Source organism: Flagellimonas lutimaris, from assembly GCF_003581615.1.
Lineage (GTDB): Bacteria > Bacteroidota > Bacteroidia > Flavobacteriales > Flavobacteriaceae > Flagellimonas > Flagellimonas lutimaris.
The window spans coordinates 388,680-412,411 of sequence record NZ_QXFH01000072.1 but is presented as its reverse complement, the minus strand read 5'-3'; the positions used below and the strand labels follow the sequence as shown (position 1 = coordinate 412,411).

Genomic DNA, 23,732 nt, shown 5'->3' with positions numbered 1-23,732 from the left:
AAAATTGTTTTTCAAACGTAAATCTAACACAAAACTATCTCTAATTTTTAACTTAACGAGAACCTCATGAAGATTACCACATTATTTTCAGTATTTATTTTGTTTGCAACAGCTAGCCTAAGTGCACAAAACATATCAGAGCATGCCTTGGGGCTTAGATTGGGAGACAGCGACGGCTTTGGAGCTGAGATTTCTTACCAAAAATCCATTGGACAGTATCACCGAGCCGAGTTTGACCTAGGATGGCGGGACAGTAGGGATTTTGACGCCTTTAAATTAACAGGAATATACCAATGGGTACATCAATTGGATGGCAATTTTAATTGGTATTACGGTGTTGGTGGTGGATTAGGAAGTGTAGATTTTGAGCCTAATCCGAATTTTGATAATGACAATGACGGATTGTTTGTGTTCGCAGCTGGTGATATTGGTATAGAGTATGACTTTGATATTCCATTATTGCTATCATTGGACTTTAGGCCCGAAATTGGCCTGATTGGTTACGACGGCTTTGATAATGATTTTGATTTTGATATTGCCCTGGGTATCCGATACCAGTTCTAATCAGTTCTAAATAAAAAGTTAACCCTTGACTCATATAGAGTCAGGGGTTTTTTTATGCCATAAGTATTGAATACCTTAGCACTCTAAATATTTTGAAATGAAAAAATTATTTGCGTTATCCTTAGGTGTTTTGTTTTTGACATCTTGTAATTCCGACCCTAAAGGATACACTTTAACTGGTACCATAAATGGTGAGCCTGAAAATGGCACCCAGATATTTTTAAAAACTACAGACTCCATTAACCAATTAATAGACATTGATACGGCAACCGTTGAGAATGGCCTATTTACATTTAGCGGAAACCAAGTCGAACCAAAAATGCACTACATTTTTGTGGACAAAGCTCGTGGCAATGTCCCAGTTATTGTGGAGAATGGAAGTATTGAAATTGAGTTCCAAAAAGATAGTATTGACCAGGCCAAGATTCAGGGAACTGAACAGAATGATATGTTTATGGGCTTTTTGACAGAATCACGTAAACTATCACAACGTGCAAGGTCTATGCAAGACGATATGCGTATGGCTGCACAACAGAGAGATACGGCTACCGTTACCGCTCTGCGCGAAGAGTTTATTGAGTTTCAGGAAGATGCAAAGAACTTTAATATGACCTATGCCAAGGAGCACCCAAACGCTTATGTCTCTGTTTTGATTATTGGGAACCTATTGGCAACCAAAGCAGCTCCTGCTGATGAAATCAAATCCATGTTCGAAGGCTTAACTCCAGAAATGAAAGCTACAGAACCCGGAAAGAAAATTGCAGAGCAACTTGAAAATTTAAAATCTACTGAAGTTGGTGCAGTAGCACCTAATTTTTCCGCCCCAACCCCTACAGGTGATGTACTTGCTCTTAGCGATGTTACAAGCAACGCCAAACTAACTTTGGTCGATTTCTGGGCAGCATGGTGCAGACCTTGTCGTGCGGAAAATCCCAATATTGTATCGGTCTATAAAAAGTATCACGAAAAAGGTTTTGATGTATTGGGAGTTTCGTTGGACAATAAAGCAGAACATTGGACCAACGCTATTGAATCGGACGGGTTGGAATGGAATCATATCTCCAATTTGCAACGATTCCAAGATCCTATTGCCCGTTTATATAACATCAACGCAATTCCAGCAGCATTTTTGTTGGATGAAAAAGGTGTTATCGTAGCAAGAGACTTAAGAGGTCCTGCTTTGGAACAAAAAGTAGCTGAAATTCTTGGTAAAAGTTAAAACAGGAACAAAACAATATAAAAAAAGGCCTTGATAATTTCGAGGCCTTTTTTGTTGGAGTTAAAAGTCGGCAGTACGCAGTAAACGAATACTCCCATAAATTATTCCGAAGGCAGTCTTAATTAGCTGCTCTTGTCCTCCTATTCTATTTTCTGTCCATTAACCCTTCACTCATAAACAGAAATCCAATATCAAAAAGCGTCCTTCGACTGGGGTCAAGTTCCAAAAAGAATCATTTTGAGGAAAGAGCATGAACAGGTTTCAAGTTCAAGTCTCAATAATTATAAATGGACAATTTTAAACTATTACCCATCACCTTTAACCCGAATAATCCATCAATCCAAAAATCAAACAGTCCAACACCCCTTAAATCTTCCCCATCTTATCCAATACAAAGAGAATAATGATTGGTATGGCCAGCAATACCACGATTAAAGTATCCGTTACAAAAAGTTCTGGTTTAAAAAGCAAGGTGGTTGCATAACCCCCTATGGCACCACCAAAGTGAGCGGTATGTCCAATATTGCCCATTCTGCTCTTCATTCCCCAAATGGAATACAACAGATAAGCAATACCCAAAACATAAGCTGGCAACGGTATGGGAATAAACATTATTCCCAATTGCATATCTGGATTTAGTAAAATTGCAGCATAAAGAACTCCCATAACTGCCCCACTTGCACCAACTGCACTGTAAAAAGGCTCGTTTTTATGGAAAAACAGGGCCAACAGACTACCCGCAATCAGGCTGACGAAGTAAATTATCAAAAACTTTATGGAACCGAACCAACCAATCACTACAGGAGCAAAAAAATAGAGCGTGAACATGTTAAGGAACAAATGGGAAATATCCACGTGCAAAAAGCCAGAAGTCGCCATTCTTTCCTTCTGACCAGCCTGTATGGCATTGATACTAAACTTGTACCTATCAAAAAAAGCCGTGTTATTAAACCCACGTAGAGAGACCAAAACATTGGCGGCCATTATAGCAATAGTAGCGATATGTAAATTGAGCATGTAAATAAAGGTTTGGGTTCAAATATAGCTATATTTGCACACAAGAATAGTCTATGCAGCTTGTAGTTTATATCCTTGTTTATCCATTGCTCTGGTTGATTTCCAGACTTCCCTTTAAAGTCATATATTTTATTTCTGATGGTGTCTATGTACTCCTTTATAAAATAATTGGCTACCGTAAAAAAGTAGTACGCAACAACTTGGCGCTTGTTTTTCCCGAAAAATCGGAAAGTGAACGTTTATTGATTGAGAAAAAGTTTTATCACCATTTATGCGATATGTTTTTGGAAATGGCAAAAACATTGGGAATCACCAATAAACAAATGAAAAAAAGATACGTTTTTACGAATGTTGAAGTTTTTCAAAAATTGGAAAATGAAGGCAAAAATATCATGATAATAATGCCTCATTATGCAAGTTGGGAGTGGGTTTTTTCATTAAACTCCATGGTAAAATCAAAAGCATATGCCATTTATCAGCCCATTCAGAACAAATACTTTGACAAATTAGTTCGTGATATACGCAGCAAATATGGCACCACACTCATTAAAACCTTTGAGAGCCGAAAAATTATCGCAGATGCCAAAGAAAGGGACGAATTAATTACGGTGGGGATTATTAGCGATCAATCCCCCATGTTGCAACGAGCCCGTCATTGGGCCAATTTTATGGATGTTCTGGTGCCAATACACGTTGGTGCAGAAGAACTTTGCAAAAGCCATGATATGATTCCTGTTTATTTGAAAGTTAATAAAGTAGGACGTGGATTTTACGAGGCTTCTTTTAAAATATTGGCTGAAAATCCCAACGAGGTAGAAAATTATAAGATTTCTGAAGCTTTTATGCGTGAAACAGAAAAAGCCATTCGGGAGGCTCCTGAATATTATTTCTGGACACACAAACGCTGGAAACATATGGGCAAAGCTCCAAAAGAGTTTCAAAAAGAGCCTGCAAAAGCAGGTAACTCTTAAAGTCCCGCTACCTCTTTGATTTCGTCAATAATACGGTCGGCCAAACCATCTGCCTCTTGTTGAGATTTAGCTTCGGTATAAATACGAATAATGGGTTCCGTATTGGATTTTCTCAGGTGCACCCAGTTTTCAGGAAAATCAATTTTTACCCCATCAATTGTTGATACCTGCTCCTCTTTGTATTTGTTGTGCATGGCATCCAATAATGCATCCACATCCAGCTCTGGAGTTAATTGTATTTTCTTTTTGCTCATAAAGTAGCTCGGGTAACTGGCACGCAGTTCGGCCACAGTTCCGCCTTTCTCGGCCATCAACATCAAAAACAAGGCCGTTCCTACCAGGGCATCACGCCCATAATGACTTTCTGGATAAATAATTCCACCATTCCCTTCACCACCAATGATGGCAGTGTTGGCTTTCATTTTGGTCACCACGTTCACTTCGCCAACAGCGGCCGCCTCGTAAGTGCCACCATGTTTTTCCGTAACATCGCGCAAGGCTCTTGAAGATGACAGGTTGGAAACCGTATTTCCTTTTGTTTTTGACAATACATAATCGGCGCAGGCGACCAAGGTGTATTCCTCACCAAACATTTCACCGTCGTTGCTTATGAACGCCAATCGGTCTACGTCGGGGTCCACAACAATTCCAAAGTCCGCTTTTTCTTCCACTACTTTTTTACTGATGTCCCCTAAATGTTCCTTCAATGGTTCAGGGTTATGCGGAAAGTGTCCAGTTGGGTCGCAATATAGCTTTACCACTTCCACCCCCAATTCTTCAAGCAATTTGGGAATCGCAATACCTCCTGTGGAGTTTACACCATCAACCACCACTTTAAAACCTGCTTTTTTAATGGTATCGGCATCCACCAAGGATAATTCCAACACTTCATCTATATGGATATCGATATATGAATCATTTTTAATGATTTCACCCAAATCATCGACCTCCGCAAATTCAAAATCCTCTTTTTCGGCCAAGGCCAAAATCTTTGCGCCTTGCTCCGCATCCAAAAACTCCCCCTTTTCATTCAACAATTTAAGGGCGTTCCATTGCTTGGGATTATGGCTGGCCGTTAAAATGATTCCTCCATCAGCTTTTTCCAAAGGAACTGCAATCTCTACCGTCGGCGTGGTCGACAATCCAAGATCGATGACATCAATTCCAAGTCCTACCAAGGTAGAAACCACCAAGTTTTGGATCATCTCACCCGACAAACGTGCATCCCTACCAATGACAACTTTCAACTTCTCCTTTTTGGAATACGTTTTTAACCAACTGCCATATGCTGCTGCAAATTTAACAGCATCTACTGGTGTTAGGTTATCGTTAGTATTGCCCCCTATGGTACCTCGTATTCCCGAAATTGATTTGATCAGTGTCATAATTGTTAAAAAAGTTTTTGCAAATATAGTTGGGCATTTTCGATTCCATGTTTGGAATTTGTAAATTTCGACAGAAAAGGAATTTGCCCCGATGAACTTCTTAGCGCATATCTATCTTTCATTTGATGATAAAGAAATAACCTTGGGTAATTTCTTTGCCGATCATATTCGTGGTAACAAGTTCAAACATCTTCCAGATAGAATCCAAAAAGGCATTCTGCTGCACCGTGAAATCGATACATTTACCGACTCTCATCCCACTGTTAGACAAAGTAGTAAGCGATTGCACAAAAACTACAGTCATTACAGCCGAGTAATCGTGGATATTTATTATGATCATTTTTTGGCCAAAAATTGGAGTGACTATTCTGATACCCCACTAGAGGATTATGTAGAGGACTTTTATGATTTGTTGGAGGACAATTACGATATCCTCCCCATGGCCACTAAACGGATGATGCCCTATATGATTGCAGACAATTGGTTACTCAATTATGCCAATTTAGCTGGAATTGACCGTGTACTTAATGGAATGAACCGAAGAACTAAAAACAAATCCAGAATGAATTTTGCCATTTTGGACCTTGAAGAACACTATTTTGATTTCGAAAATGAATTCACGTCATTTTTTAAAGAATTGATTACCTTTTCCAACCAAAAATTTATTTCCCTATGCGAAGACTGATACTCCTTTTGCCCCTAATCTTATTTATAAACTGCAAACAACAACCTGCCATACCTACTGGAGTGGTCGCCGAAAAAGCTATGGTGGTATCCGCTCGTGAAGAAGCCTCGCAACTTGCGGTGGATATCATGAAAAAAGGCGGAAATGCATTTGATGCTATGGTTGCCACAGAACTTTCCTTGGTAGTTGCTTATCCGTTTGCAGGTAGCGTTGGCGGTGGTGGATTTATGGTCTACCGTAAAAACGATGGCGAAGTCGGAGGTATCGATTATCGAGAAAAAGCTCCCTTGGCAGCCCATAAGGACATGTATTTGGATTCCTTGGGTAATGTTATTCCAGGTTTGAGCACATCGGGAGGAACCGCTGTAGGAGTCCCAGGTACGGTCGCTGGGGTACTCGAAGTGCATAGAAAATTCGGAAAGCTTCCCTTAAAAGAAATCATACAACCCATCATTGCTCTTGCCAACAAAGGCGTCGTGGTTACCGAGAAGCAAGCCAATCGATTGGAAAGAACCCGTGAACGCTTTATTGAAGCTAATGGCGATAGCACCAAGTTTGCCGGTCCTTTTGTAACAGGGGACACCATAAAATACCCCGCTTACGCCAATACCCTTCAAAAAATCATGGAAGAAGGACGAGACGGTTTTTATAAAGGAGAAGTTGCCCAAAAGCTAGCCGCCTTCGTACAAGAAAATGGTGGTTTAATTACAATAGAAGATTTAGAAAAATATGAGGCCGTCTGGAGAGAACCCGTAGTTTTTGATTACAAGGACATCAAGGTTATTTCCATGAGTCCGCCCAGTAGCGGAGGAGTTACCATCAATCAGATGTTTAAAATGATGGAGCCATACAATGTGTCAAAATTTGGACACAATTCTACTAAAACCATTCAATTGTTTACCGAAGCATCACGTAGGGCCTATGCAGACAGAAACTTCTATTTGGGCGACCCTGATTTTGTGGACATTCCTTACGATATGCTGTTGGATGACGAATACCTGCAAGAAAGAATGGCCAACTTCTCTTTTGATAAGGCCACATTGTCTTCTGATGTGAGCCATGGTGAAGTGGAAATCATTGAAAGTGCGCAAACCACCCACTACTCCATCGTGGATAGTGAGGGGAATGCCATTTCTGCCACATCTACCCTAAACGGAGGATATGGTTCCAAACTGTATTGTGCCGAACTCGGTTTCTTTTTAAATAATGAAATGGACGATTTTAGTTCCAAGCCCGGTGTACCGAATATGTTTGGGTTAATAGGTGCCGAAGCCAACAGTATTGCGCCGGAAAAACGAATGTTAAGTAGTATGACACCGACCATCGTGGAAAAGGATGGCAAGCTTTTTATGGTTGTAGGTACTCCCGGAGGATCTACCATCATTACCGCTGTAGCACAAACTATTCTTAATGTTTACGAGTTCAACTTGAGCATGCAAGAAGCGGTCAACGCCCCCCGTTTCCATCACCAATGGTTGCCGGATATGGTGATTTTTGAGCCAGAAGGGTTCTCTGAAGAGCTCAAGGCAGATTTGAAATCCAAAGGATATATCATAAATGAGGAGCGCACACCTATTATTGGCAAAGTAGATGCCATTCGTGTTTTGCAGAATGGAAAATTGGAAGGCGGTGCCGACAAACGTGGTGATGATACTGCAGTTGGATATTAATTTTTCTGAGGATGGAGTTTGATATTGTTGTTCTGACAGACCACCGATACGTGGCTCCAGAAAAGAAGACACCCTATATTGAAAATGTACTTCAAGAAGACCTTCTGGTTTTAGAAGCTTTAAAAAAGCAAGGTCTAAAGGCTGCTCGTAAATCTTGGGACGACCCTGATTTTGACTGGTCAACAACCAAATATGCCCTGTTCCGAACCACTTGGGACTATTTTGACCGTTATATGGAGTTTTCCAAATGGTTGGAGACAGCCTCGAAGCAAACACAATTCATAAACTCCAAAGAACTCATCTATTGGAATATTGACAAACATTATTTACAAGACTTATCCAACGCTGGAGTTACCATACCCAGAACGATTTTTCTGGAAAAAGGCTCAAAAATAACACTACCCAATGCTATTGCTAAGGCAAGAGCAGAACACGGCTTTACAACCAACACGTATATTCTAAAACCTTGCATTTCGGGAGCCGCCCGTCACACCTACAAAATCCACAACGATGAAATTGAAAGTCATGAAGACATCTTCCAAAACTTGGTGGCCGAAGAAGCTATGATGCTTCAGGAGTTTCAAAAAAATATAGTTTCGGAAGGAGAAATATCCATGATGGTTTTTAATGGTGAGTTTACCCATGCCGTTTTAAAAATTGCCAAACCAGGGGATTTTAGGGTACAGGATGATTTTGGTGGTACCGTTCACGACTATGTGCCAGATCAAGAACAAATCGCATTTGCCCAAAGCGTTGTTGAAGCAGCACCAAAGTTACCCATTTACGCTAGAGTCGATATTTTTAAGGATAATGAGAGTACCTGGGCCTTGGCCGAACTGGAAATTTTTGAGCCAGAGTTATGGTTCCGCCTTAACCCTAGTGCCGCAGATATTTTGGCCAAGGCCATCAAGGATAATTGTCTTTCTAAATCCATCTAAGGTTTTAATGGATTGGCATCGTTATATTTATATAAATATTTCAAAATGAAAAACTTACCATTCCTTATTTTGACAATCACGTTGGGATGTTTTGCACAACAAAAAACTACAGGAAAACTCGTGGCCGAGGACGATGCTTTTTATAATTATGTGGATAAAGAAGCTAAAATAGAAGTGTTGGCTGAAGGATTTATTTGGTCCGAAGGTCCGGTTTGGATAAAAGACCAAGGGTTTCTTCTGTTTTCTGACGTTCCCCAAAACACCATTTTTAAATGGAAAGACGGAGAGGGTCTTTCTGAATTTCTAAAACCTTCAGGCTATACAGGTGTTCTCCCTTACAGTCGTGAGCCTGGAAGTAACGGACTCACCATAAGCAATGATGGTGAATTGGTACTGAGCGAACACGGAGATCGCAGAATATCCAAAATGCCTTTAGTGGGAGGTGGAAAGTTCACGTTGGCAGATACATGGATGGGGAAACGTTTTAATAGCCCAAATGATGTGGTTCAAGCTTCCAATGGCACTTATTACTTTACGGACCCTCCTTATGGCCTGCCAGGGCAGCAAGATTCTGACCTAAGGGAAATAGATGCTTTTGGAGTCTATAAAATTGACACCAATGGAGGTGTGGAAATGGTGATTAAGAATCTTACACGACCGAATGGTGTGGCCTTATCCCCAGACGAAAAAACACTATATGTAAACCAATCTGATTCTAGCGCTCCGTACATAATGGCATACAACATTAAAAATGATGGTTCGTTGGATAAGGGCCATATCTTTTTTGATGCAACTTCTTTATTGGAATCAGGGCTCGTGGGTTCGTTGGATGGAATTAAAGTTGCGCAAGATGGCACCATTTTTTCCACGGGGCCGAGCGGAGTTTTGGTAATCACACCCGAAGGAATACTATTGGGACGTATAGAAACCGGACAACGTACGGCCAACTGCGCTTGGGGAGAAGATGGATCAGTTCTTTATATGACCGCGGACAATTATCTCATGAAAATTCAGACCAAAACCAAAGGAACCGGATTTTAAGCTTGGTTTTATTTGGCAATCTGCTTTTTCAGTTCCTCCATGGATTCTTGAAGCTGTTTCAGCAACCCTGTTTCGGTAGTGGCATCCACATTAAAGGTAAGTTTACTACTCACTTCCCAAATTTCTTGGATTTGAAACGGCTTAATTTCGTAAGGCGGGTAAGTTTCGTTCAAGGAAACCAAGGTGATGTTATTGGAATTGGGCTTTCGCTCTATTTTCTTCACCATAACCGAATCCTGTAGCACCACAACATACATTTTGTTGGGGCTAACATGGTCGATATGCTCAATCGCACGGGCCAAAACCCAGTCATTGGGTCTCAAATTGGGCAACATACTGTCTCCTTCCACCTGAAAACCTCGATAGGTAGCATTTCTAAATTCGGGAATGGGCATGTCAAAAGCAGGCAATTGACGATACCAGCTTGTGTCCGCTATGTTTTGGGGGTATCCCGCAGCCGCTTTGGCATTCACCATCACCATATTGTCATTTTCGGAATTGTCAACGGTAACCACTTTGGGAATTACACTGGTTTTGGAAGTGTCCAAATGTTTCTGATCGCTTTCACCAAATAACCACAATGGATTAATCTTGAACTGTTTTAAAAGTTCGGCGACTACCTTTCCAGAAAGCTTGGTCCTCCCCCGCTCAATATCAGCTGTGGTGTTCTTCACGCCAAGCAATTTAGCGAACTCCGTTTGCGTATATCCGAGTTCCCTGCGGATATCTGTAAATCTTTTTAAGGTTATTTCATTTTCCATCATCATATTGATAATGTCAAGTCGAGCGAAGCTGAACTACGTCAAGTTGACAATCCATTCTCAAATATAACTATTTTGGAATATTTCCAAAAACTTTTATGGAATATTTCCAATTTTTGGATTATATCCATATCTTTGATTGGAATATTTCCAAGTTATGAATTTTGATAGGATACGTGAAAAACTGAACATTCTTGCCGATGCGGCGAAATATGATGTCTCCTGTGCCAGTAGTGGCAGTGACCGAACGAACAAAACCAAAGGTCTGGGCAACGCATCCAAAATGGGCATTTGCCATAGTTATACCGCGGATGGTCGTTGTGTATCCTTATTAAAGATTCTATTGACCAATCATTGTATTTTTGATTGTGCCTATTGCGTTACCCGAAAAAGCAATGATGTGCCAAGAGCAGCCTTCAAGGTGCAGGAAGTGGTTGACCTGACCATTAATTTTTACCGAAGAAATTATATTGAAGGGCTCTTCTTGAGTTCTGGAATATTTAAAAGCCCCGATCATACTATGGAACGGTTAGTGTCCGTGGCCAAAAAACTACGGAAAGAGGAAAATTTCAATGGCTATATCCACCTTAAATCCATCCCGGGCGCAAGCGATGAACTCATGTATGAAGCCGGACTCTATGCCGACCGACTTTCTGTGAATATAGAAGTTCCCACAATATCCGGGCTAAAACTATTGGCTCCGGATAAAAAGCACGAAGATTTTACCAAACCCATGGAAAAGGTAAAAAATGAAATCGTGCGATATAAATCAGAGCAAAAAATCATTAAAAACACCCCAAAATACGCACCCGCGGGGCAAAGTACCCAAATGATCGTGGGCGCTTCAGGAGAATCGGATAAGGATATCATGTATTCTGCCACCTATTATTACAAAACGTACAACATGAAGCGGGTGTATTATTCCGGTTACGTACCTGTGACCCACGATTCCCGTTTGCCCGCCATAGGCTCGCAAGTACCCATGTTACGCGAAAACCGATTGTACCAGACCGATTGGCTATTGCGATTCTATGGATTTTCCGTGGGTGAAATCTTGAACAACCAACATCCCAACCTGGATATGGATGTAGACCCGAAGCTTTCGTGGGCTCTACGTAACCTACATCATTTTCCCGTGAACGTGAATACTGCAGATAAGCGCCTATTGGCTAGAATTCCAGGGATAGGAATGCGTTCGGTGGATAAAATTGTAAAGGCCAGAAAGTTTCGAAAACTGAACTGGGACCATCTCAAAAAAATGGGAGTGGCCCTCAACCGTGCCCAATATTTTATGGTTTGCGAATCCCGTTACTGGGAACGTCGTGACCTGGATGCGGAAAAAATAAAAGGTATGATTCTGCAAAATTCCTCTGGAAAATTTCGGAATCAATACAGTACACAATTATCCTTGTTCAATTAGCAATGGACAATGATTAACATTGAGTCATTTCGAAGGAGTTTACGACTGAGAAATCTAAATTTCTCACATGGGTCCGAAATGACAGCAACACAAAAACACAAACGTTATGAACACTTCAACAACCTTAATTTATGACGGCAGTTTCAACGGGTTTTTAACGGCCGTTTTCGTCGCCTTTGATGAAAAAATCAATGTGGTCGACATCCAAAAGAACAATCAATCTCAAAGTGGATTATTTTCCGACACCGAAACCGTGTTTACCAACGTGGAAAAAGCCAAACGGGTGTGGAACGGCATACGCAACAAGAGCTATAATGCCATATCTAATGTGTATTTTGCTTTTTTGAGTGAAACCGAAGGCGTTGAACTGATGCTTTACAATTACATTCAAAAGCTAATGAGGGCGCAAAGCGGTAAGTGTTTGGACTATTCAGACAGTACGGTGCTATATATTGCCCAATTGGCGAAAAAAGTGGGACGGGAAAAACATCGTATGGAAGCTTTTGTTCGGTTCCAGTTGACCAAGGACGAGATTTACTTTGCCAACATTGAACCCGATTTTGATGTGTTACCTTTAATCTCCAAACATTTTCGAGATCGCTACGCAGACCAAAAATGGTTGATTTATGACATAAAGCGTAAATATGGCATCTATTACGATTTGGACCATGTGGAAATGGTTTCACTGAACTTAAAGGATATTCAACATAACAAAACCGTGAAAAGTAATGCCTTTACCAGCGAGGAATACGAGTACCAAACCCTGTGGAACGATTATTTTAAAAGCACCAATATTGCATCGCGTATTAACCCTAAATTACATACGCAACATGTGCCAAAACGGTATTGGAAGTATTTGAGCGAGAAAAAGGAGGCGGTTTAATCATCACTTCCCCCTCTCCCCTACAAAATGGTCATTTTTGGTTTTAAACAGCACATTAAAACTGGTTAAACTGCCATAAATACGGGTAATGTATTGCTGAAGGTCCACCTTTTCCTGATCATCCAAGTTTTTGCTACTGTTTATCTTTTGCTCCATCACACGGATGCGATCGCGCACCATCACAATTTTATGGAAGAAGGTCTCAATAGGCATTTCCTTGTTCGCTGTGCTGTCACCAGGTTCCAAAACCAAGTTTCCGCCTTTCCATTTGTCAGCTATAGCTACTTTCTCGTGGGTGTCACTCCATTTTTCGAGAATCTTCACCAAGGAACGTTCCACATCAAAAAAGCTAACGCTGTCCACTTCACCCTCCACCCCTTCAATCACTTCAAATTCAGCATCCAAATCAATGGTTTCCAACCCATTTTCTAAAAAGGTTACCCAATAATGTTTGGAAGATACATTAGTCACCACCCCTTTTCCATATTCTGGGTGATTTATTCTGGAGCCTATGCCTAAGATTTTCATATCATTTAATTAATGTTATTTCGAAGAAGCTTTGCCACTGAGAAATTTAGATTTCTCGCATTCGGTCGAAATGACTGTTTCCAAACTCAAAAATAAAGCAACAAGTAACAAAAACGAAACTTCAGGTCACTTCCTTTTTACATCCCAAATCGCTACTTTTGAGGTTTGCTATGATTTATGATCAATTACGAAGAAAATATTGAGGTTAAGGGTGCTCGAGTCCACAACCTCAAAAATATAGATGTTACCATTCCACGTGAAAAACTGGTGGTGATTACAGGGCTTTCGGGGAGTGGAAAATCCTCTTTGGCCTTTGACACCATTTATGCGGAAGGGCAGCGCAGATACATCGAAACCTTCTCGGCCTACGCCAGGCAATTTTTGGGCGGATTGGAACGCCCCGATGTGGATAAAATTGATGGGCTTTCTCCTGTAATCGCAATTGAACAAAAAACCACCTCAAAATCTCCCCGTTCTACAGTGGGTACCATTACCGAGGTTTATGATTTTTTGCGTTTGCTCTTTGCCCGTGCTGGAGACGCCTACAGTTACAATACTGGCGAAAAAATGGTGAGCTACAGTGATGAGCAAATCAAAGATTTGATCATTGAGTCGTACAAAGACAAAAAAATTAATGTGCTTGCCCCTGTAATCAAGTCCAGAAAAGGGCATTACCGTGAACTTTTTGAGCAGATTGCAAAGCAAGGTTTTGTAAAGGTGAGGGTCGATGGTGAGATTACCGACATCACCAAAGGGATGAAGGTGGATCGTTACAAAACCCACGACATTGAAATTGTTATAGATCGCTTGAAGGTTGGGGATAGTGAGGATTTCCACAAACGCTTGAGCGAAACCATCAATACGGCCATGTACAGTGGAGACAATGTGCTTATGGTCTTGGAAGAAGGTGAAACCGTACCCCGATATTTCAGTAGGGATTTGATGTGCCCATCATCCGGTATTTCCTATCCTAATCCTGAGCCTAACACGTTTTCCTTCAATTCTCCCAAAGGCATGTGTCCCGAATGCAGTGGTCTGGGCCATGTTTTTCAGGTTAACGAGGATAAAATCATACCTAACAAAAAAGTGTCCATCAAATCTGGTGGACTTGCACCATTGGGCGAATACAAGAGTTCATGGGCTTTTAAGCAATTGGAAACCATTGCGCAGCGCTACAATTTTGACCTTTCGGATGCCATTGAAAAGATTCCGGAAGAAGCTATGAACGTTATTTTGAACGGTGGCAAGGAAAGTTTTGAGGTGAATTCGAAAAGTTTGGGTGTAAAAAGGCAATATAAAATTGATTACGAAGGGATTTCCAATTTTATCAAAACCCAATACGAAGAAGCCAATTCCACTTCCATAAAACGATGGGCCAAAGACTATATGGACCAAGTGGAGTGTCCTAGCTGTGAAGGCTCCCGATTACGAAAGGAATCCCTCTATTTTAAAATAGACGGTAAGAACATTGCCGAACTGGCACAAATGGACATTGCTGAGCTGGACAATTTCTTTAAGCATTTGGAGGATACCCTAGAAGGCAATCAGAAAAAAATTGCGGAGGAAATCATAAAGGAAATCAAAGCACGTGTTGGATTTTTATTGGATGTGGGGCTCGATTATCTTTCCATGAACCGCAGCTCCAAATCCTTGTCAGGTGGTGAAGCGCAGCGCATTCGACTGGCTACACAAATAGGCTCACAATTGGTTGGAGTGCTCTATATTTTGGATGAACCTAGTATTGGTTTGCACCAACGCGACAATGAACGATTGATTCAATCCCTTGAAGCACTTCGCGATATCGGGAACTCCGTTATTGTGGTGGAACATGATCGCGATATGATTGAAAGCGCAGACCATGTTATTGATATTGGTCCAAAAGCCGGGAAACACGGAGGGGAAATTATTTCTCAAGGAAGTCCAAAAGAATTGATCGACCACCATACCATGACGGCGCAATATATAACTGGAGAAGTCGAAATCCCTGTTCCAGAAAAACGGCGCAAGGGAACGGGCAAAAAGATTACGCTCTCTGGATGCACAGGCAATAACCTGAAAAATGTGACCGTAGATTTCCCTTTGGGAAAACTTATCGGAGTAACGGGAGTTTCAGGAAGTGGCAAGTCCACTTTGGTCAATGAAACCCTTTACCCCATTATGAACGCACATTACTTTAACGGGGTAAAAAAGCCGATGCCTTATAAAAAAATTAAGGGACTGGAACATATTGACAAGGTCATTGACATCAACCAATCCCCTATTGGACGTACACCGCGTTCGAATCCTGCTACTTATACTGGAGTTTTTAGCGAAATACGTTCCTTGTTCTCTAAAACCACCGAGGCCACTATTCGAGGTTACAAACCTGGGCGTTTCAGTTTTAATGTGGCCGGAGGGAGATGTGAAACTTGTCAAGGCGGGGGTCTTAAGGTCATTGAAATGAATTTTTTACCCGATGTTTACGTAGAATGTGAAACCTGTAACGGAAAAAGGTTCAACCGAGAAACCTTGGAAATCAGATATAAGGGAAAGTCCATTGCTGATGTTTTGGAAATGACCATCAACGAAGCTGTGGATTTCTTTGAGAATATTCCAAAAATTCATCGTAAACTTAAGACAATAAAGGATGTAGGTTTAGGTTATATATCATTAGGACAGCAGTCCACTACCCTTTCTGGTGGTGAAGCCCAAAGGGTAAAGTTGGCCACAGAGCTTTCCAAAAGAGATACTGGGAACACGTTTTACATCCTCGACGAACCAACCACAGGCCTACATTTTGAAGATATTAGGGTGCTTATGGAAGTACTTGACCGCTTAGTGGATAAAGGCAACACCATTTTGGTGATAGAGCACAATATGGACGTGATAAAAATGATGGATTACATTATTGATATTGGCTACGAAGGTGGAAGAGGTGGTGGTACGGTTGTTGCAAAAGGAACCCCGGAAGAAGTGGCCAAGGACAAGAAAAGCTATACTGCCAAGTTTTTAAAGAAAGAATTGGACAATACAAAACAAAAAATTGCACGAGCAGTTTAAAATACATTACAACTATGCAAATGCGTAAAGAACAACATTCCAAAGGTTGGAATGAAATTAAGACAAACGATTCGTGGGCCATATTTAAGATTATGGGCGAGTTTGTCAATGGATTTGAAAAAATGAGCGTAATAGGCCCTTGTGTATCCATTTTTGGTTCGGCTAGGGTTCGGGAAGGACATCCCTATTACGATTTGGCCGTAAAAATATCCAAAAGGATTTCCGAAGCCGGTTATGGTGTAATTACTGGAGGAGGGCCCGGTATAATGGAAGCGGGAAACAAAGGGGCCAATCTAGCTGGGGGTACATCCGTAGGACTCAACATAGACCTTCCCTTTGAACAACACGACAACCCTTATATTGATGAGGACAAGAGCCTTGATTTTGATTACTTTTTTGTTCGAAAAGTGATGTTTGTAAAATACTCCCAAGGATTTGTGGTAATGCCCGGTGGGTTTGGAACTTTGGATGAGTTCTTTGAAGCACTCACCTTAATTCAAACGCATAAAATACACACCTTCCCGATTATTCTTGTTGGCACGAAGTTCTGGAAAGGATTGATAGAATGGATCAAGAACACTTTGGTCGAGGCAGGTAACATAAGTGAAAAAGACCTTGACTTAATTAAATTAGTGGATACAGAAGATGAAGTAGTTGAAATTATAGATGCCTTCTACAAAGGCAGAACATTGAGTCCAAACTTTTAATTCTTTTTTTGCATTGAATAACCCTCGAGTAATACTTAGCGTTTTGCTACTTACCATTATGGTGCACCCCAAAGTTTGGGGGCAGCACAAGAATGAGATAGTGGCAACACTCGATGGACCTACCAACCAAGTACGGATTCGCCAACATTTTACCTATATCAACCAATCGGACAAAGGGCTTTCTACATTATATTTTAATGATTGGAACCATGCATATTCCAACAAAAACACGGCACTTGCCAAAAGGTTTGCGGAAGAATTTAACCGGGGGCTTCATTTAGCAAAAGATAGGGAAAGGGGAAAAACTACCATTAGAACCATTGTTGATAACAACTATACTGGACTGGATTGGAAACGAAACGGAAACAGTGACATTATAGCGGTTACATTGAACGAAGTTCTGAAACCAGGAGAGTCAATACAACTATTTTTCACCTATACGATTAGACTCCCGGAAGCTAAATTTACCGGTTATGGACACACCGACAACGGTGGTTATTTCTTAAAGGATTGGTATTTTACTCCAGCCGTATACGATGGAGATTGGAATTTATACAACAATATAAACCTTGATGACCTATATACCGACGTAACGGATACAAGAATCAATTTTACCTTCCCGGAAAACCTGTTTTTAGCCTCAAACTATCGCACGTCCAATATTTCTGCGTTTCCTGGCGGACAAAACACGCAACTCATTGGGGACAAAAGAAAAAATTGCGACATCATTCTTACCATGGACGATAGGTTCACGAAACACATTACCGATTACATTACAATTACTACGGATATAGAATCGAATAAGTACGAGGAAATAGCCCAAGGGATATCCATTAACAAAATTGCACAGTTTCTTTACGAAAACTTGGGGAATTATCCTCACGGTAATCTTCTTGTGAGTGAATTTGACTATGCCAGGTCTCCTTTATATGGAATAAGTCAACTTCCATCGTTTATTCGGCCGTATGAGGAACAATTTCAATTTGAAATGAAGTTTTTGAAGACGGCTATTCGCAATTACCTCAAAGAGTCTTTATATCTAAACCCGCGAAAAGAGAGATGGGTAAACGATGCTATTGGGTTTTATCTAATGATAAAATATGTGGACGAACACTACCCCAATCAAAAACTAGCAGGAAAACTCTCCAAAATCTGGGGGGTAAAAAATTTCCATTTTGCACAAATGGATTTTAATGAGCAGTATACCCTTTTCAGTATGCTTTCGGCACGAAAAAATATTGATCAAGCTTTAACGACCTCAAATGACTCCCTTATCAAGTTCAACCAAAAAATTGCCAACGGATACAAGTCAGGTCTTGGAATGTCTTACCTATCCGCCTACTTAGGTGAGAAAAAAATAGACAGTACCGTGTTGGATTTTTATAAAAATTATAAACAGAAGCAACAAGTAACTGCTGCCGATTTTAGAGAAACCATAGAAAAATATGCCCACAAGGAAGTTGACTGGTTTTTTGACACTTACGTTGCTACAGACAAAAAAATTGACTTTAAAATCAAAAAGGTTAAAAAAACGGAGGATTCCATAACCTTTGTCTTAAAAAACAAAAGGGGGACCAATGTACCCATATCGGTTTTTGGACTTGGGAATGACTCGGTGGTCTCTCATTACTGGTTCACTGACATAGACACCACTAAGAGTATAACAATTCCACGAAAAGGAGAAGACCGTTTAGTACTGAACTACGATCAAAAAATTCCTGAATTCAATCAAAGGGACAATTGGAAAACCCTAAATGGATTCTTTTCCAGTAACAAAAAATTGAAATTTCAGTTTTTTAAGGATACGGAAGACCCTTATTACAATCAGGTGTTTTATGTGCCTATCGTAAACTTCAATTTATATGATGGGGTAACTCCGGGGTTGAGACTTTACAACAAAACATTTTTGGAAAGGCCATTCCAGTACGATATATCGCCGACCTACTCCTTTTTGGAACATACAATGGTTGGTAAAGCCAGTTTTAGGTATCGTAAATATCATAAAAAAACAGGTCTTTTTGTATCCAATTATTCGTTTTCCGCATCTACTTCTCATTTTCAGGAAAATTCCAGATTTAGCACACTAACTCCCGCAGTTAGTTTTGGATGGCGGCCCAATGATTTGCTATCTAATCGCAGACAATACCTTTTACTAAGATACAGGAGTGTGCTTAGGAGTATTGATGAAAATTTGGAAGGCCAATTGGATACTGATCCTGACTATGGGGTCATGAATGCACGGTTCACCGATGTGGACAATAATATTCTCAATTATTCATCTTGGTCCGTGGATGCGCAGCATTCAAGCGAATTTACAAAACTTGCCTTTGAATGGGAATACAGGAAGCTGTTTCAAAGCAATAGACAATTAAACCTACGCTTTTATGCTGGTAAGTTTTTACGAAACAATACGGAATCAGACTTTTTTAGCTTTGCCTTGGATAGGCCAACAGATTATATGTTTGACCTTGCCTATTTGGGTAGATCTGAAGATTCTGGTCTATACAGTCAACAAGTGATTATTGCTGAAGGTGGATTTAAATCAAAACTCGAAAACCCATTTGCCAACGACTGGATTGCCACTACCAATGCAAGCACCAACATTTGGAGATGGGTAGAAGCCTACGGAGATCTTGGATTTTTAAAAAACAAAGGAGACGATGCACGTTTTGTTTATGACTCTGGAGTCCGTTTAAATTTGGTTACTGATTATTTTGAATTATACTTCCCAATATACTCCAATAGAGGCTGGGAAATTGCCCAAGATGATTATGGACAACGGATTCGTTTTATAGTTACAATAAGCCCCAGAACCCTAATTGGGCTATTTACTCGAAAGTGGCTTTAATTATCATATTGATAATAAATGCTTTTATAAAGGCCCTCTAATTGACAAATAAATAACATTTATCCATTATTCTTAAAAGTAATTCATTTTATTAACGCATGTGCGTATTGCAATTTTGATGGATTTTTAGTAATTTTGCATAAATCTTCAACAATCCATGAAACCCAACCCAAGTACAAGTAACGATATTTCTTTTGACGATTTCAAATCTCAAATTCTTCAAGATTATGAGACTGCTGTCACCAGCAGGGAATGTAGCTTAATGGGACGAAGAGAAGTTCTTTCAGGGAAAGCTAAATTTGGAATTTTTGGTGATGGCAAGGAGCTACCACAGTTGGCCATGGCAAGAGCATTTCAGGATGGTGATTTTAGAAGCGGTTATTATCGTGATCAAACCTTCATGATGGCACTGGGATATTTAAATCCAAAAGCATTTTTTCATGGACTTTATGCGACCACCGATTTAGAAAAAGAACCCATGAGTGCCGGAAGGCAAATGGGTGGTCACTTTGTAACCCATAGTTTGAATGAAGATGGTTCATGGAAGAACCTGACCGAACAAAAAAACAGTAGTGCCGATATTTCCTGTACTGCAGGTCAAATGCCTCGATTATTGGGTCTAGCACAAGCATCCAAAATATATCGTAATGTAGAGGGCATTGATCAGACCAACTTCTCCAAAAACGGAAATGAAGTAGCTTGGGGAACTATAGGAAATGCAAGTACCAGTGAGGGACATTTTTTTGAGACATTGAATGCCGCAGGAGTAATGCAAGTTCCCATGGTAATCTGTATTTGGGACGACGAATATGGGATATCCGTACCTTCAAAATACCACACCACCAAAGGTGACATTTCGGAAGCACTTAGCGGACTTCAACGCGATGAGGACAATCAAGGTTTTGAAATACTTAAAGTAAATGGATGGGACTATACGGCCCTAATCCATGCTTTTGAAAATGCTTCGGACATAGCTCGTGAAGGTCATGTTCCGGTACTCATCCATGTTAAAGAGCTCACGCAGCCCCAGGGTCACTCTACATCTGGATCTCATGAAAGATATAAGTCTACGGAACGTTTGGAGTGGGAGCGCGAAAATGATTGCAACAAACGTTTCAGGGAATGGATTATCGACAATGGAATAAGCACTGAGGAGGAGCTTAAAAAAGTTGAACGAGAAATAAAGCATAAGGTACGTGCAGCCAAAAAAGAGGCATGGTCAGAGTTTTTGAAGCCTCAGTTGGAAGCTAAAAAACTACTGGTGCAATTGCTCGACAAAGCAGCTGGACAAAGTCCAAATCGAGCTTTCATCACCAAACTGAAAAACGATTTAATTGCTATTGAAGAACCTCTCAAAAAGGATTTAGCCTCTAAATCAAGAAAAGCGTTACGCTATCTTTTGGGAGAATCCACCCCAGAAAAACAACAGCTTCAACAATGGGTGGATAACTTCATCACAACCCACGAATATGAATACGGATCACACCTGTACAACGAAGTAGGCAATAAGGCTACAAAAATTGAGCCTGTACCCCCTTCCTATACTGATGATACTGATGAGGTAGATGGAAGAGTTATCTTGAGGGACAATTTTGATAAATTGTTCAGTAAGTATCCTGAGGCTTTGGTCTTTGGTGAGGATACCGGAAATATAGGAGATGTTAATCAAGGACTCGAAGGTCTTCAGAAAAAATTCGGCAAACTTAGAGTAGCTGATACCGGAATACGGGAAACCACCATAATTGGTCAAGGAATTGGCATGGCCCTTCGCGGGTTGCGCCCCATAGCCGAAATACAGTATTTGGATTATATTCTTTATGCCATCCAAACATTGAGTGATGATTTATCCACTTTAATGTACAGAACTGTCGGAAAACAAAAAGCACCGCTCATTGTACGTACGCGAGGACACCGTTTAGAAGGAATCTGGCACTCAGGCTCACCCATGGGCGGATTGATTCATTTACTTCGGGGGATGTATGTCCTGGCCCCTAGAAACATGACTCAGGCTGCTGGCTTTTACAATACACTTATGAAAAGTGATGAACCGGCCTTGATCATTGAAAGTCTAAATGGATATCGCTTAAAAGAAAAGAAACCTACCAATTTAGGCGAGTTCTGCACGCCAATCGGTAAAGTGGAAACACTCAAAGAAGGAACGGATATTACCTTGTTATCCTACGGTTCCACACTACGAATTGTACAGCAAGTCGCTCAAGACCTTTTGGAAGTCGGGATAGACGCCGAAATAATAGATGCCCAATCATTGCTCCCCTTTGATTTAGAGCACGATGTGGTGAAAAGTTTAGAGAAAACCAATAGGTTCTTGGTGATTGATGAAGATGTTCCCGGTGGATGTTCTGCATACTTAATGCAAGAAGTGGTTGAAAAACAAGGTGGTTACAGGTATTTAGACAGTGCACCACAGACTTTATCTGCGAAAGCCCATCGTCCTGCATATGCTTCGGATGGGGATTATTTCTCAAAGCCCAATGCTGAGGATATTTTTGAGAAAGTATACCAAATCATGCACGAATCCGATCCAAAATCATTTCCAGCGCTTAGGTAGCAGTTTTTAGGGGAGGTGATTCAAAAATGCTTTTCGTCGATTATTGTTACGTTTTTTAAAACTTAATTTATATTTTCACGGGGACTAAATTTCCCCACATGAAAAATAACACTTCCACACACGCAGGGTTAGCATTACTAAGAATTGTACCTTCAGTATTTATGCTTACCCATGGCTATCCAAAACTTATGAATCTTATCAATGGCAATACGGAATTTGCCAATCCATTCGGAATTGGTCAAGCTCCTTCACTCTTTTTGGCCGTTGTAGCCGAGTTTATCTGCCCCGTTCTAATCATTATTGGTTTCAAAACAAGATGGGCTGCCATACCTACTGCCATTACCATGTTCGTTGCCGCTTTTATGATTCATTCTGCAGACCCCTTTAACGTTAAAGAAAAGGCCTTACTTTATTTAGTAACCTTTATTGCAATAATGCTTCTTGGTCCTGGCAAATACAGTGTGGACAAAAAGTAAATGATTAAACTATTTCGTACAGAAGTTCCTTAAGTAAATCGGCTTGGGCCATATTATTGGCGCCAACTCCCTTGCCCTTTAAATCCAAGGTTCTAAGGCTCGAGATAATACCGCTTACCCTTTTCATAGGATAGTTCTTTGCCGCTACTACGTACTCATTTACAAAATATGGGTTTACTCCCAAGACCTTGGCTACGTTGCCCGGAGAATGGTCTTTAAGCCCATGGTATTGTAACAATTGCGTAAAAAAAGTGTTCAACAATGTAATCGTTACCACAAACGGATTATCCTTTGGATTTTGGGCAAAATAATCAATGATCCGTGAAGCTTTTTTGACATTCCGCTCACCGATTGCCTTCTTTAATTCGAAGTTGTTGAAGTCCTTGCTGATACCAATATGCTCTTCAATCAGTTCAGGAGTGATTTCTGTTGTTGGAGGCACAATCAAGGTCAATTTATCCAATTCATTGCTGATCTTGCTCAAATCTGTGCCCAAAAACTCCACAAGCATCACACAAGACTTGGGAGAAATCCTGTACTTTTTACTGGCCAAGGTTCTTCTTACCCAATCCGCTACTTGATTTTCGTACAGTTTTTTACTTTCAAAAAGCTCTCCACTCTTTTGAATGGTTTTATAGAGTTTTTTGCGCTTATCCAACTTTTTATATTTGTAGCAAAGTACCAAAATTGTGGTTGGCTGGGGATTCTCAGCGTATGAAACAAGACTTTCTATAGTCCTGGAAAGGTGCTGCGCCTCTTTGACAATAACCACTTGGTATTGTGCCATCATAGGAAACCGCTTGGCATTGGAAACTACTTCATCTACAGAGGTATCTTTGCCATAAAGCACCATCTGATTGAAACCTTTTTCATCTTCCGTAAGCACATTATTTGCGATGTATTGAGAGATTCGGTCTATATAATAGGGCTCCTCTCCCATTAAAAAATAGATGGGTTTTGGATTTCCATTGTTAATTTCTGATACAATCTCTTTTACTTTGTCCATTCAAA

General features: G+C 40.5%; 19 protein-coding genes. 14 read left to right on the top strand and 5 right to left on the bottom strand.

Annotation, left to right across the window (positions count from 1 at the left end):
• Positions 1-66: 66 nt before the first annotated feature.
• Complete coding sequence (locus tag D2V08_RS11710; RefSeq protein WP_119608325.1) at positions 67-564, top strand: hypothetical protein; 498 nt, start codon at positions 67-69, stop codon at positions 562-564.
• A 97-nt stretch (positions 565-661) separates the two neighbouring features.
• Entirely contained in the window at positions 662-1,783 is a 1,122-nt protein-coding gene (locus tag D2V08_RS11705) for a TlpA disulfide reductase family protein (RefSeq protein WP_119608324.1), read from the top strand.
• A 366-nt stretch (positions 1,784-2,149) separates the two neighbouring features.
• On the opposite strand, the gene D2V08_RS11700 is transcribed toward D2V08_RS11705, so the two are convergent.
• Positions 2,150-2,800, bottom strand: a complete 651-nt coding sequence (locus D2V08_RS11700) for a rhomboid family intramembrane serine protease (RefSeq protein ID WP_119608323.1) — start codon at positions 2,798-2,800, stop codon at positions 2,150-2,152.
• Positions 2,801-2,853: 53 nt separating this feature from the next.
• Between D2V08_RS11700 and D2V08_RS11695 the strand changes: the two genes are divergently transcribed.
• On the top strand, positions 2,854-3,771 hold the full coding sequence (locus D2V08_RS11695) for a lysophospholipid acyltransferase family protein (protein WP_119608322.1): 918 nt from the start codon (positions 2,854-2,856) through the stop codon (positions 3,769-3,771).
• Here D2V08_RS11695 and glmM read toward each other — a convergent pair.
• On the bottom strand, positions 3,768-5,156 hold the full coding sequence (gene glmM, locus D2V08_RS11690) for a phosphoglucosamine mutase (RefSeq protein ID WP_119608321.1): 1,389 nt from the start codon (positions 5,154-5,156) through the stop codon (positions 3,768-3,770). The two genes, D2V08_RS11695 and glmM, sit on opposite strands and share 4 nt — an antisense overlap.
• A gap of 91 nt (positions 5,157-5,247) precedes the next feature.
• Between glmM and D2V08_RS11685 the strand changes: the two genes are divergently transcribed.
• Genes D2V08_RS11685 through D2V08_RS11670 form a run of 4 tightly spaced genes read left to right on the top strand, consistent with a single transcriptional unit; the run spans position 5,248 to position 9,490 of the window.
• Positions 5,248-5,841 (top strand): acyl carrier protein phosphodiesterase, encoded by a 594-nt coding sequence (locus tag D2V08_RS11685; RefSeq protein ID WP_119608320.1) that lies wholly within the window; start codon positions 5,248-5,250, stop codon positions 5,839-5,841.
• Positions 5,829-7,511, top strand: coding sequence for a gamma-glutamyltransferase (gene ggt, locus D2V08_RS11680; RefSeq protein ID WP_119608319.1), 1,683 nt, complete (start codon positions 5,829-5,831; stop codon positions 7,509-7,511). Before D2V08_RS11685 ends, ggt begins: the two co-directional genes overlap by 13 nt.
• 11 nt (positions 7,512-7,522) lie before the next feature.
• Positions 7,523-8,449: an ATP-grasp domain-containing protein gene (locus D2V08_RS11675; protein WP_119608318.1), complete on the top strand. Its 927-nt coding sequence runs from the start codon at positions 7,523-7,525 to the stop codon at positions 8,447-8,449.
• 45 nt (positions 8,450-8,494) lie between these two features.
• Positions 8,495-9,490, top strand: coding sequence for an SMP-30/gluconolactonase/LRE family protein (locus tag D2V08_RS11670; protein ID WP_119608317.1), 996 nt, complete (start codon positions 8,495-8,497; stop codon positions 9,488-9,490).
• 8 nt (positions 9,491-9,498) lie between these two features.
• Here D2V08_RS11670 and D2V08_RS11665 read toward each other — a convergent pair whose 3' ends face one another.
• Positions 9,499-10,251 (bottom strand): XRE family transcriptional regulator, encoded by a 753-nt coding sequence (locus D2V08_RS11665; protein WP_119608397.1) that lies wholly within the window; start codon positions 10,249-10,251, stop codon positions 9,499-9,501.
• A 157-nt stretch (positions 10,252-10,408) separates the two neighbouring features.
• Between D2V08_RS11665 and D2V08_RS11660 the strand changes: the two genes are divergently transcribed.
• On the top strand, positions 10,409-11,671 hold the full coding sequence (locus D2V08_RS11660; RefSeq protein ID WP_119608316.1) for a putative DNA modification/repair radical SAM protein: 1,263 nt from the start codon (positions 10,409-10,411) through the stop codon (positions 11,669-11,671).
• Between the two features lie 106 nt (positions 11,672-11,777).
• Positions 11,778-12,554, top strand: a complete 777-nt coding sequence (locus D2V08_RS11655; RefSeq protein WP_119608315.1) for a TIGR03915 family putative DNA repair protein — start codon at positions 11,778-11,780, stop codon at positions 12,552-12,554.
• A gap of 3 nt (positions 12,555-12,557) precedes the next feature.
• Here D2V08_RS11655 and D2V08_RS11650 read toward each other — a convergent pair whose 3' ends face one another.
• A complete protein-coding gene (locus tag D2V08_RS11650) occupies positions 12,558-13,082 on the bottom strand; it encodes a DUF8685 domain-containing protein (RefSeq protein WP_119608314.1) in 525 nt (174 codons plus the stop codon).
• 177 nt (positions 13,083-13,259) lie between these two features.
• Here D2V08_RS11650 and uvrA point away from each other — a divergent pair, with 177 nt between their 5' ends.
• The 5 genes from uvrA to D2V08_RS11625 all read left to right on the top strand — a co-directional run bounded on the left by uvrA (position 13,260) and on the right by D2V08_RS11625 (position 22,721).
• Positions 13,260-16,121 carry an excinuclease ABC subunit UvrA gene (gene uvrA / locus D2V08_RS11645; RefSeq protein ID WP_119608313.1) on the top strand — a complete coding sequence of 954 codons (2,862 nt, stop codon included), beginning with the start codon at positions 13,260-13,262 and terminating at the stop codon, positions 16,119-16,121.
• Between the two features lie 20 nt (positions 16,122-16,141).
• Positions 16,142-16,828: an LOG family protein gene (locus D2V08_RS11640; RefSeq protein ID WP_119608396.1), complete on the top strand. Its 687-nt coding sequence runs from the start codon at positions 16,142-16,144 to the stop codon at positions 16,826-16,828.
• A 43-nt stretch (positions 16,829-16,871) separates the two neighbouring features.
• Positions 16,872-19,676, top strand: coding sequence for a gluzincin family metallopeptidase (locus D2V08_RS11635; protein ID WP_313790106.1), 2,805 nt, complete (start codon positions 16,872-16,874; stop codon positions 19,674-19,676).
• 157 nt (positions 19,677-19,833) lie between these two features.
• Positions 19,834-22,245: an alpha-ketoacid dehydrogenase subunit alpha/beta gene (locus D2V08_RS11630; protein WP_119608311.1), complete on the top strand. Its 2,412-nt coding sequence runs from the start codon at positions 19,834-19,836 to the stop codon at positions 22,243-22,245.
• A gap of 98 nt (positions 22,246-22,343) precedes the next feature.
• Positions 22,344-22,721 (top strand): DoxX family protein, encoded by a 378-nt coding sequence (locus tag D2V08_RS11625; RefSeq protein ID WP_119608310.1) that lies wholly within the window; start codon positions 22,344-22,346, stop codon positions 22,719-22,721.
• Between the two features lie 4 nt (positions 22,722-22,725).
• Here the strand turns inward: D2V08_RS11625 and holA are convergent, their stop codons facing one another.
• The gene (gene holA, locus D2V08_RS11620; protein WP_119608309.1) at positions 22,726-23,727 is read right to left on the bottom strand and encodes a DNA polymerase III subunit delta; all 1,002 of its coding nucleotides are present in this window, start codon (positions 23,725-23,727) and stop codon (positions 22,726-22,728) included.
• Between the last annotated feature and the right edge of the window lie 5 nt (positions 23,728-23,732).